The 10,953-nt window shown below is 39.7% G+C and carries 11 protein-coding genes; 6 read left to right on the top strand and 5 right to left on the bottom strand.

Going from position 1 to position 10,953, the window contains the following annotated elements; translation table 11 throughout:
- Positions 1-127: 127 nt before the first annotated feature.
- On the bottom strand, positions 128-1,177 hold the full coding sequence (gene fbp / locus C6N34_RS07005) for a class 1 fructose-bisphosphatase (protein ID WP_006276816.1): 1,050 nt from the start codon (positions 1,175-1,177) through the stop codon (positions 128-130).
- Positions 1,178-1,353: 176 nt separating this feature from the next.
- The gene (gene bchI, locus C6N34_RS07010; RefSeq protein ID WP_115538480.1) at positions 1,354-2,466 is read right to left on the bottom strand and encodes a magnesium chelatase ATPase subunit I; all 1,113 of its coding nucleotides are present in this window, start codon (positions 2,464-2,466) and stop codon (positions 1,354-1,356) included.
- A 230-nt stretch (positions 2,467-2,696) separates the two neighbouring features.
- On the opposite strand from bchI, the gene C6N34_RS17055 reads away from it, so the two are divergent.
- On the top strand, positions 2,697-3,188 hold the full coding sequence (locus C6N34_RS17055) for an RDD family protein (protein WP_329606433.1): 492 nt from the start codon (positions 2,697-2,699) through the stop codon (positions 3,186-3,188).
- A gap of 149 nt (positions 3,189-3,337) precedes the next feature.
- Here C6N34_RS17055 and C6N34_RS07025 read toward each other — a convergent pair whose 3' ends face one another.
- Positions 3,338-4,996 carry an IS1634 family transposase gene (locus tag C6N34_RS07025; protein WP_115539016.1) on the bottom strand — a complete coding sequence of 553 codons (1,659 nt, stop codon included), beginning with the start codon at positions 4,994-4,996 and terminating at the stop codon, positions 3,338-3,340.
- 406 nt (positions 4,997-5,402) lie between these two features.
- Entirely contained in the window at positions 5,403-6,440 is a 1,038-nt protein-coding gene (pdhA, locus tag C6N34_RS07030) for a pyruvate dehydrogenase (acetyl-transferring) E1 component subunit alpha (RefSeq protein ID WP_057177062.1), read from the bottom strand.
- Positions 6,441-6,569: 129 nt separating this feature from the next.
- Here pdhA and C6N34_RS07035 point away from each other — a divergent pair, with 129 nt between their 5' ends.
- Positions 6,570-7,595 (top strand): glucokinase, encoded by a 1,026-nt coding sequence (locus C6N34_RS07035; protein WP_057177063.1) that lies wholly within the window; start codon positions 6,570-6,572, stop codon positions 7,593-7,595.
- An 81-nt stretch (positions 7,596-7,676) separates the two neighbouring features.
- Here C6N34_RS07035 and C6N34_RS07040 read toward each other — a convergent pair whose 3' ends face one another.
- Positions 7,677-9,074 (bottom strand): glycosyltransferase, encoded by a 1,398-nt coding sequence (locus C6N34_RS07040; RefSeq protein ID WP_057177064.1) that lies wholly within the window; start codon positions 9,072-9,074, stop codon positions 7,677-7,679.
- 28 nt (positions 9,075-9,102) lie between these two features.
- Between C6N34_RS07040 and C6N34_RS07045 the strand changes: the two genes are divergently transcribed.
- From C6N34_RS07045 to C6N34_RS07060, 4 genes are all read left to right on the top strand, one after another.
- Complete coding sequence (locus C6N34_RS07045; RefSeq protein ID WP_006276821.1) at positions 9,103-9,249, top strand: hypothetical protein; 147 nt, start codon at positions 9,103-9,105, stop codon at positions 9,247-9,249.
- Positions 9,218-10,267 carry a 3-deoxy-7-phosphoheptulonate synthase gene (locus C6N34_RS07050; protein WP_115539254.1) on the top strand — a complete coding sequence of 350 codons (1,050 nt, stop codon included), beginning with the start codon at positions 9,218-9,220 and terminating at the stop codon, positions 10,265-10,267. Before C6N34_RS07045 ends, C6N34_RS07050 begins: the two co-directional genes overlap by 32 nt.
- Before the next feature lie 192 nt (positions 10,268-10,459).
- On the top strand, positions 10,460-10,714 hold the full coding sequence (locus tag C6N34_RS07055; RefSeq protein WP_057177066.1) for a hypothetical protein: 255 nt from the start codon (positions 10,460-10,462) through the stop codon (positions 10,712-10,714).
- 8 nt (positions 10,715-10,722) lie between these two features.
- On the top strand, positions 10,723-10,947 hold the full coding sequence (locus C6N34_RS07060; protein WP_006276824.1) for a hypothetical protein: 225 nt from the start codon (positions 10,723-10,725) through the stop codon (positions 10,945-10,947).
- Positions 10,948-10,953: the final 6 nt, after the last annotated feature.

Genomic DNA, 10,953 nt, shown 5'->3' on the forward strand with positions numbered 1-10,953 from the left:
GATTTCCTGGCCGTACCCTTCCATTAACAATACCTATACTGGTGACAATATCTTGATTTTCTCTTTTAAAGAGTTCATACGGGACTGGAATAGTTTTAGATCCCTATCAACTTTCATATTTTCTAGGTTAGGAATTGGCAGCTTTCTGTCCTAAATCCTTCCCTAAAAATGACTCTACTTTGGCTACGTCGTCTTTACTACCGATAATTAGCGGTGTTCGTTGGTGTAATTTGGTTGGCACTAAGTCCAAGATGTCTATTTTTCCATTACTAGCACGACCTCCCGCTTGTTCTATCAGAAATGCTAAGGGTGCATTTTCATATAATAATCTTAACTTACCTTCTGGTTTTTGTAATGTCCCAGGATACAGAAATACACCACCTTGTACTAGTATCCGATGAATATCACTAACCATAGCCCCACTATAACGTGCTGTATAGCCTTCCGTGCGGTGAACGTAGCGAATATATTCCCTAAATGGTTCCTCCCATTGCCAAAAGTTGCCTTCGTTTACACTATATACAGGCCCATGTTGGGGAATTTTTACTTTTTCTTCTGTGAGAATAAACTCTCCTAAACTGGGATCTAAGGTGAAAAAATGTACCCCTTTACCTATACTATATACCAACATGGTACTGGGTCCGTATAGTATATATCCAGCTGCCAGTTGTTTTCTACCATGGTTTAAGAGGTCTTTTGCTTCACCGTCTAAGTCTGTTCCTTCCTGTTGTCGAATGGAAAAAATTGAACCCAAGCTCAAGTTGATGTCGGTGTTGGATGAACCATCAATGGGATCATATAATAGGGTGTAACGTCCAATTGGGCAGTTTTCTGGAATGTAATAGGGTTTTTCCATCTCTTCGGAAGCAAGACGACAAACTAGTCCACTTTGCTTGAATACGGATATAAATACTTCGTTGGCATAGATGTCCATTTTTTTGACGGTTTCACCTTGGATATTGGTTTCCCCCGTAAAACCTAAAACATCCTCCATTAATCCCGCACGGGTGAATCTACGAGCGATTAGTTTACCTGCTAAAGCAATCCGATTCATTAGGGCACTTAGGTCTTGGGCTTGGGAGTCAAAGCTTTCCATCTGTTGCAGAATATGACGAGACAGGGTTGTACAATCTCTGTCTAAGGTTTTATCTGTGGATGGTTCTGAATTTGCTTTCATTTGTGTCATTTCCTATAGCCTGCTTGGGAGTGTTGTTTGATCGCAATCTTCTTGTTTTGATGATCTCTCTTCCAATTCCATTCTTTATAGTTTTGATGCGCTACCTTTAACTCTCATTATAGTTTATAGCTCTAACCATCTGCAAGGGGACAAATTACACCCACAACCCTAACTCATCAACGAACTCCAGTTTTGGTGCCATTTTTGCCTGCTACATCCTCCGGTAGTTCCACGCCAAAAACACGAGCAAAAGCCTTTTCTACTTTATAGCCAGAATCAATAGACTCTAAAGGGTCTTTACGTAAACGATGACGTAGGCACAACGTAATGACTCGACGAATATCTTCAACTGTAACTTCCGTCCGTTCTTCAAATGCAGTTAAAGCCTTAGCTGCACGATTAGTCACAATGTCTCCCCTTAGCCCATCCACATCTAACTGTGAACAAACTTCGGAAATTTTGACTCGCATATCATAATCAATATTTACACTTGGCAATAGCTCCTGTGCACTGACAATTTGCTGCTGTAATAACTCTTGCTGAAATTGATAATTATCTAGAAATTGAGCCGGATTTTGATCAAATTCTGAGCGTTGTTCCACAATTTGCACCCGCAAAGCAGGTTCTTTGACAGTGTGAATTTCTGCGTGCATCCCAAACCGGTCAAGTAGCTGGGGACGCAGTTCTCCTTCCTCTGGGTTTCCTGAACCAACCAACACAAATCGCGCTGGATGACGAATGGAAATGCCTTCCCGTTCCACCGTATTCCAACCACTAGCAGCAGAATCAAGCAGTACATCCACTAAGTGGTCATCTAATAGGTTGACTTCATCCACATAGAGAATACCCCTATTGGCTTTGGCTAATAAACCCGGTTCAAACGCTTTCACACCTTCGGATAAAGCTTTTTCAATGTCAATGGTACCACAAACTCGGTCTTCCGTTGCACCCAGTGGTAAATCCACCATTTGCACCTTTTTATGACCAATGGCAATTTCTAAACCTTCGGCTACTTGTTGACGTACTTCATCACTCATCAAGTCCGGATCGCTAGGATCACTGTTAAAGGGATCATTAGCCACTACAGGAATCTCTGGCAATAAATCCGCTAAAGCCCGAATTGTGGTAGATTTACCAGTACCGCGATCGCCCATAATCATTACGCCACCGATTTTGGGGTCAATTACGTTGAGCAATAGGGCTAGTTTCATTTCTTCCTGACCAACAATGGCGGTGAATGGGAAGACTACGCGGCGTGTACTTGTCTTAGATTGAGCAGTTGAAGTCACTAAAAATTACCTTAACAATATTTTTTTCGATTACAACTCCCTATTTTGCCATGTTTAGAGGCGATTGAGATCTTTATTGACAACTCCCCTGTCTAAAGACGCAGGGGATTCACAACAAACCTAAGAAAGGTGCGATTCCGAGTATTAAATTTTTCTTAATTTATGGATCTGTAGTTTCCTATCTACGGTATTTTGACTATGTCAATTGACACTATCTAGGAGAACCCGTTATGAGGTACGCTGCTTTCTGGCCAAGATTTTTGGCCTGGCTTATTGATTCCATAATACTATCAATTATAGGATCGTTGTTGGGATTTGTTCTGGGCAAAAAAGCTGGTGCTATTGCGATTGTTGTTAGTATAGTAGCGAACTGGCTGTACTTTGCAATCTTGGAGAGTTCTGACAAGCAAGCAACTTTAGGAAAGCAGGCTTTAGGTATAGTTGTGACCGATATGAACGGCGAGCCAATTTCCTTTGCTAGAGCGACTGGCAGGTATTTTGCTAAATTTCTCTCAGGACTGGTTCTTCTGATAGGCTATATAACCCACATTCCGCACCCTCAACTATCGGGGAGGGAAATTACTGAGATAAAAATCAAAGTTAGCATAAAAATAAACATAGAGAGTGAAAAAAGCATTCGAGAAACAGTAAATCAGCAAAAATGTCATCAAAATCTATTCTCAATAAGCAGCAATAAGAATTCACATTACCCAGAGAGGTGAACAAATAAATAAAATTAAGATATTCAAGGTAAAATCATAAAATAGACTAATTTTTCCAGGGTAAAAACAAGATTATAGACATAGCAAAATGGAGCTGTAAATCAAATAGCTCATTTAAACATGATAAATTAAATTGATAGAGACAATAATTAAGTTACTAATCGATAGTAACGTAAACAATCATTTGGCAAAAGATTCAAGATAAAATCTCTATCTTTAGTCCAATTAGAGACTTGTTTTTCATTGTTATATTCAACTAAATGAATACCCTGAAAGCATTGAAAAATCCAGCGTAAAGTAGGGCGGTTAGTTAGTTTACCTAATTGGTCTTTAATTGTTGATTTAGACTCTCTGAGTGCGGCTCTAATTTCACGTTGAGCCAAAGTATAAACCAGTAAACATAAACCCATAATCATCCCCATTGACTCTATTCTTTTAGGACTTTTGAGGAAAATACTGTCTGCAAAAAATAATGGGTCTTTGAGAAAACGAAACCCTCTTTCACAACACTGCTGGGCTTTATATTCACTGAGCATGGAATCATTGCTCAGTTCCTTTGAATCCAAAACATTAGTAGCAATAATAAAACGTCCCGCACTCAGGGATTCTCTATTAATTTTACGTTCATCTTCCGAGACTTTTGCTAATATTTGATAGGATGTTTCTCCTGAACTATCTTTTTTATTAGATTTGACTTGAGTAACTGTACTCTCGTTAATTTTATGATATTTGAACTGTTTTGATAATTTTGATAATGCCTTGATAGCATCTGCTTCACAAGCAAATTCTTCTTGTGATAATTTTCTCAAATCTTGCACGGCTTTTGATTCTGATTTGATAATTTTTTGGGTGAGCTTACGCAAGTCTGATTCTCTCCTCTCTTGACTTTGCACTACTAACCATCTTTGTTCTATTCCGGCATAATTTTCTATTTTTGATGCTAGTTTATATCCTGGTATTGTACTATCAATAAATTCTGATTCTGGTATTGTTAAGATTAATGATTTTGCCGCTTTTATACTTACTGGTACTCGACACAGCCAAGATAATTCTGACATCATTTTCAGGTTTGATTCTGTATATAAAGCCGAATCAGCCACCATAAGACTATTAACTTCTAATTGTTTTTGATATTCTACTGCTATTTGACCAAAACATGATGAATCTACTTGGTTGCCCGATGCTAGTTTTAAAAATATTGGCATGTCTCCATCTCCCGAACATATCATTTCTATAATGAATTGTTTTAAGTCTGGACGATGGTCACGAGAATAACCATAACTAATAGTTATTTCTTTTGGTAATTTCGCTGTCATTTCCTCTAATTCTTGGTTATCTCCTATTTTTTGACTCTCAAATATTACTTCTTGTAAGCTAGTGTTATACTTCCCATGTACGTGCATTGATGATGAGTCTAGATGTGATGTTGATAGTGATACTCCAAATTTTTGGGCAGCTTTTACTGCGATGATAAAAAAGATTGTACTCAATCCTTTTTCAAACATCTTATCCATGACTCTCCCCAGTTTATCATCGTTGAGATATTCTGGTTTTACTCCTGCTCCTATTAGATGTTCACAGGCTATTGTTTCAAAATATTCAGGAAACATATATAACGGTTTTGAGACAAATCCTAACCCGTTTATTATCATGGCTTTTACTACTTGACCTGCATTTACTTTTTCGTCTTTTTCGACTCCTATCAATTCATTTATTATTTCCACTATTCCGATTGAATCTATTATTCCTGCTACTATCCCTAGATGGTCTATATTCTGAATTTCTATTTCTTCACTTTTTAATTTCACAACAGTTTCCTCTACTATTTCTGTTGCAATCAATTATTTCTTATTTGGTTATCAATTCTCTTTTTTGTTACCAAACTTTACTTTCTCACACCATGTCTCTATTAATGCTATTTATTCTCATTAAGCCCTTTAATCCCTGAATTAATTTTAGTTATTATGTACTACATTAGGATCCTCTTTGATCTGTCACAGCTTAGGGTGCGGAATGTGGGATATAATGGCAGCCTTCACGGAGAAAAAACAGGCCCTACATGATATGCTTGCTGGCACTTTGGTAATTAAACCATAATACCAGGATTAATGGGTAAAAATTCTAGCTCGCCTCCGCATTCTTATGGGTGCTAATCCCCTACCATAATATTGAGCCTCCCTGGTTTTGGAAACCGGGGAGGCACCTTATTCGCTTTTACTCGTCTTCAGCAAAAATGAAGCGATATAACTCACTAGAGTCAGGTTCAGGACTCTCCTGGGCAAAACGGACTGCATCCTCAATTAAACTCTGTATTTTCTTCTCAATCTGTTTTAAATCTGATTCTACCGCTAAATTATGCTCCACTAAATAAGCACCTAACTTTTTAATGGGATCGCGAGAAAACCAAAACTCCTTTTCTTCTTTACTACGCAATTCATCAGGATCAGCTAGGGAGTGACCACGGAAACGATAGGTAAGGGCCTCAATTAAAGTTGGTCCTTCCCCCGCACGGGCTCTAGCTACTGCTTCTTGGGCAACTTGACGCACTGCTAAAACATCCATACCATCTACTTCTACTCCTACCATGTTAAACACACTGGCTTTTTTGTAAATTTCTGGATCCGAGGTTGCTCGTTCGTGCGCCATACCAATTGCCCACTTGTTATTTTCTACTACAAACAGAATTGGTAGTTTCCACAGTGCTGCCATATTTAGGGTCTCGAAAAATTGACCGTTGTTTGCAGCTCCATCACCAAAAAAACAAGCGGTTACTTGATCTGATCTTTCATCTCCTAATACTTCTCGACGGTACTTACTTTGAAAGGCTGCTCCAGATGCTACCGGAATACCTTCCGCCACAAAAGCATAACCACCCAATAACCGATGTTCAGCAGAAAACATGTGCATGGAACCACCACGCCCTTTGCTACATCCTGTGGCCTTACCAAACAATTCCGCCATTACTTCCCTAGCTGGCACACCTGCGCTCAAAGCATGTACGTGATCACGATAGGTACTGGAAACAAAGTCCTCACCAGGACGCATTGCACCCCTGATTATACCACTGGAAACTGCTTCCTGTCCATTATATAAATGGACAAACCCAAACATTTTTCCCCGATAGTACATTTCGGCGCATTTATCTTCAAAATAGCGTCCTAGTACCATATCCTCGTATAGTCCCAGCCCCTCTTCTCTAGTGATTTGGACTGTAGCGGTGTCAAATTTGGGTAACGTGCGTTCTTGAACCATTATTGTAAATTGTTCCTATCGTAAAAGATAATCTGCTATAAAACAGATGGTTGGTGAATTTTCCACTGACTCCTATTATATTGGCTGTATTACAGGAAAACTAACTAATAAATCACAAGAACATCACTTATGCAATTACTAGCTGGAGATATAGGTGGTACTGGAACTCGACTCAGATTAGTGGAGTTTTCCCCATCCCTGGGTTTACGCACCTTATATGAGGACAATTATCGTAGTGGAGATTTTGATGATTTAGTACCAATTGTAATTCGCTTTTTAGAGGCGGGACAAACTGCTACAGGAACTATATTTGCCCCGGAAAGAGCCTGTTTTGCGATCGCAGGTCCTGTGGTAAACAATAAGGTGAAGTTAACTAATCTCTCCTGGTTTTTGGAGGGGGAAAGACTGGCACAGGAACTGAATATACCCACAGTGTCTCTGATTAATGATTTTGCAGCTGTGGGTTATGGCATTTTAGGTTTACAAAGCCAGGATTTAATTACGCTACAAGATGTCCCACCCCAACCCGGTGCACCAATAGGAGTAATTGGAGCGGGGACAGGTTTAGGAGAAGCATTTTTAATTCAACAAGGTGAAAATTATCAGGTTTTTGCCACAGAGGGTGGTCATGGAGACTTTGCTCCCAGGAATGAATTAGAATTTAGACTATTACAATATATTCTCAATAAGTATGGGATTGCTCGCTCCTCCATAGAAAGGGTGGTTTCCGGGTTAGGGATAATTTCCATTTACCAGTTCCTCAGAGATACAACCCAAGAAGCGGAAAACCCAGAAATCGCTCAAGTTGTCAGAAACTGGGAAAACGGTCAGGGAGGATCTGATCCAGGAGCTGCTATTGGCACTGCAGCGCTCAATAACAGCGATCGCCTGTCCATAGAAACAATGAGAATATTTGTCAGTTGTTATGGTGCGGAAGCCCACAATTTTGCTTTAAAACTATTACCTTATGGAGGATTATATATTTCTGGTGGTATAGCTCCTAGAAATTTACCCCTGATGCAAAATGGCAACTTCCTGAAAAATTTTGTTGAGGGAGGTACCATGACCTCCCTACTCCAAAATATCCCCGTACATATAATTGTCAACGAACAGGTAGGATTAATAGGAGCTGCTCTGTTTGCATCCAGACTTTGAGGTTATGGTTTTTCGGGATGGAAGCCAAGGAACTACCGCTGAAGTAAATTCCTTCTCCACCAACCCTGTATGCAGGTTTTATTAATGTTGGGAACCAGTATGTACCGTCTTAACCCACTTGAGGCGTTTAGGACGTAGTGACACCCTAGCTGTAGTGCTACTCATAACCACTAACCAGTGCAACATATAAATGCTGCCACGAATAGTTTGTAAAAGTAGCATAAAATAATTAGAGTTTTTCTGATCTTGTCGAGTGCGCTTTAAACCAGAGAACATGCCAATAAAAGACATAGTGACAGATAAACTAGTAATAGGCGCTAATATAGGAGGACGATGACGAATCAGAGACATAAGTAAATCCGGTACTGCTGCTGTAGGTATAATATACATAATCAGCATAAAAATCAGTAAATCAACGGTTTTACCTGCTCTCATGCGACCTTTGAGGATGAGATCCCAGTAATCTAAATAACGCTGGTATCCACCCTCAGCCCAACGATTACGTTGATGCCAAAGGGCCACCACATTGGTCACACCCTCTTCCAGTACGGGTGGATAGAACATACATTCTATATCCCAACCAGTTAGATTTAAGCGAATGGTTAAATCCAAATCATCAGTGATGGTTTCCTCATTCCACCCACCACAACCATTGAGAGCTTCCCGACGCACAAACTGACCATTACCCCGCAATTCACCCAACCCACCAATAGCAGTGCGTTGTTGTTGGAACCAGGTGTCAAGAGCCATTTCCGCCATTTGTCCCTTAGTCCAAAAATTTTCCTTAGCATTGGCGATCGCCTTTCTAACTTGTACAGCACCGACCTTTTCTCGTTGAAAAGTGGGTATAACCTGTAACAATAAATCCGGACTAATTTGGGCATCAGCATCAAATACGGCAATAATTTCACCTTTAGTCATTGGTAAGACCTGGTTTAGCGCCCCAGATTTTCCACCGGTAGCATTAGCATCTCTACGAAAGACATTGAGTTGTTTGTAATCTTGCTGTAATTGTGCTAATATCTCAGAAGTTTTGTCTGTGCTGTGGTCATCAATAAGCCACACCTCATATTCGCCATGGGGATATTCCAGACTACAAAGATTGTGCACCAATCTAGCAATAACTGCCTGTTCGTTTTTAGCTGAGACTAAGACCGATACAGAGGGTAAATCTCCTTGTATTTGCTTATGGTGGTGGCGGGGTCTGACAAAAATGATTCTAAGAGCATGAACACCCAAGATAGTGGTCAGACCGAGAATAAAAGCAAAACCCCAGGAAACTAAATGTAAAGCAATAGTTCCCCCCCAAACCATGGTTAGGACCAGAATGGCCTTAGGTCTGCGTCCTTGAAAGCGGGAGCAAATATCCTTAATCCCATTTTTGGATTTCCCCTGGGCTGAAAGGTCAGATAGCAGGGAGTCTAGACCATCAGAATTTGCTGTATAGGAGTCCTGATCTGTCCAGGAATTCGCTGGCATAGTTATTTTGCTCGCAACACCGTTATTTATGTTAAGTTTACCAAATACTGGAGCAATTAGGGGAGGGATTGAAATTTTTGGCAAAAATGTGTACAGTGTTGGTCTACACCAAAAAGATGTGGCACCCATCCAGAGTTTGCATCATGATCAACAAATTAGTCAACACCAACATTAAGAGTTCCCACGTTTTACCAACTCCTAATCAAGTTAAAGAAAAACTACCTTTAACTAAATCCGCTGAGCACACGATTTTACAGTATAGAGAAGAACTAGAGAATATTTTAGATTTTCAAGACAGCAGAAAATTTATTGTAGTTGGCCCCTGTTCTATTCATGATCCAGAAGCTGCTATAGAATATGCAGAAAAGTTAAAACTCCTAGCACATAAAGTCCATGATAAATTGCTATTAATCATGCGGGTTTACTTTGAAAAGCCCAGAACCACTATTGGATGGAAGGGACTAATTAATGATCCGGACATGGATGATTCGTTCAAAGTAGAAAAGGGAATTTTAATTGCTCGTAGTTTGCTATTAAAACTAGCAGAATTAGGACTACCCACAGCAACAGAAGCATTAGATCCAATTATTCCGCAATATATTAGCGAACTAGTGAGTTGGTCAGCAATTGGAGCAAGAACCACAGAATCACAGACCCACCGAGAAATGGCCAGTGGTCTTTCTATGCCAGTAGGTTTTAAAAATGGCACAGACGGCAATATTAATGTGGCCTTGAATGCTCTCAAATCTGCCCAAAGCACTCACCATTTTTTAGGTATTAATCAAAAAGGACAGGTCAGTGTATTTGAAACCCGAGGCAATTCCCATGGTCATGTAATTTTGCGAGGGGGTACTAAACCCAACTATGATCCACAGAATGTGAGATTGGTAGAAGAACAGTTGAAAACAGCAGGTTTACCATCAAGAATCGTTATTGATTGTAGTCATGGTAATACCAATAAAGACTATAGATTGCAACCTCGGGTCTTAGAAAGTGCAATTGGGCAAATAGTTGATGGGAATACCTCTATTGTGGGTATGATGCTGGAATCAAATTTATATGAAGGTAATCAGCCAATCAACGGTAACCGGGAGGGTTTAAAGTATGGTGTCTCCGTAACTGATCAATGTATTAGTTGGGAGGAAACAGAAAAAATTATTTTGGCTGCTCATGCTCAACTCGGAGGAGATTAACGAATCCTACATTCCTCAAAGCACTAAAAGTTTTTAATTACCAAAAATATTCCCAAGAATATGCGATTCTGCATAATAATATTGCGATCGCCTAAGTAGGGAGGCACAATTATTTGTAGGATGGGTTGAAGTATGAAACCTATCCTACGTTCATCTTATCTTGCTATAGCTATATCATCACAAGGAGGAAACATGATAAACGATGCGGGAGTTAGAGTATTTATATCTAGCCTAAATACGGATATCAATTGGGCAACAATCTCCACCTGGTTAGTGATTGCTGTTATTTTATCTATGGTTGGTGGTGCCCTGGGGGGAATGATGATTGCAGGTAAAGATTTAGGTTTTAAATTCGCAGCCATAATTGGCAGTTTGTTCGCACCTGCTGGGGTAATTCCCACTTTGATATTAGGATTACTACTATTAAACTTTCTGGGTAATTATTAGGAGTAAATATGTTAGAATTAGGGTGGTTTTCGCTCAAACTGTTGTTCAAGGGGAAATTATTTCGCGATCCCCTATACTTTACCCGTCAAACTATCATTGCTTCCAGTTTCGGTGTGGGATTATTAGTCCTATTAGCACAGACTTCAATTCCCCTATGTATTCCTATTACCATTAGCAGCTTAACTACTGGTATGATAATGCCTTTTCTGTTAAAAGATTTCCGGATGAAATGATTTCTG

This window comes from Cylindrospermopsis raciborskii Cr2010 (genome assembly GCF_003367075.2).
GTDB classification, from domain to species: Bacteria; Cyanobacteriota; Cyanobacteriia; order Cyanobacteriales; family Nostocaceae; genus Raphidiopsis; species Raphidiopsis raciborskii.

What these genes read in the sequence shown, in the direction of transcription:
- fbp (WP_006276816.1), bottom strand. Translation starts at nt 1,177, where the DNA reads ATGAAAGCAAATTCAGAACCATCCACAGATAAAACCTTAGACAGAGAT.
- C6N34_RS17055 (WP_329606433.1), top strand. Translation starts at nt 2,697, where the DNA reads ATGAGGTACGCTGCTTTCTGGCCAAGATTTTTGGCCTGGCTTATTGAT.
- pdhA (WP_057177062.1), bottom strand. Translation starts at nt 6,440, where the DNA reads ATGGTTCAAGAACGCACGTTACCCAAATTTGACACCGCTACAGTCCAA.
- C6N34_RS07035 (WP_057177063.1), top strand. Translation starts at nt 6,570, where the DNA reads ATGCAATTACTAGCTGGAGATATAGGTGGTACTGGAACTCGACTCAGA.
- C6N34_RS07040 (WP_057177064.1), bottom strand. Translation starts at nt 9,074, where the DNA reads ATGCCAGCGAATTCCTGGACAGATCAGGACTCCTATACAGCAAATTCT.
- C6N34_RS07045 (WP_006276821.1), top strand. Translation starts at nt 9,103, where the DNA reads ATGTTAAGTTTACCAAATACTGGAGCAATTAGGGGAGGGATTGAAATT.
- C6N34_RS07050 (WP_115539254.1), top strand. Translation starts at nt 9,218, where the DNA reads ATGATCAACAAATTAGTCAACACCAACATTAAGAGTTCCCACGTTTTA.
- C6N34_RS07055 (WP_057177066.1), top strand. Translation starts at nt 10,460, where the DNA reads ATGATAAACGATGCGGGAGTTAGAGTATTTATATCTAGCCTAAATACG.
- C6N34_RS07060 (WP_006276824.1), top strand. Translation starts at nt 10,723, where the DNA reads ATGTTAGAATTAGGGTGGTTTTCGCTCAAACTGTTGTTCAAGGGGAAA.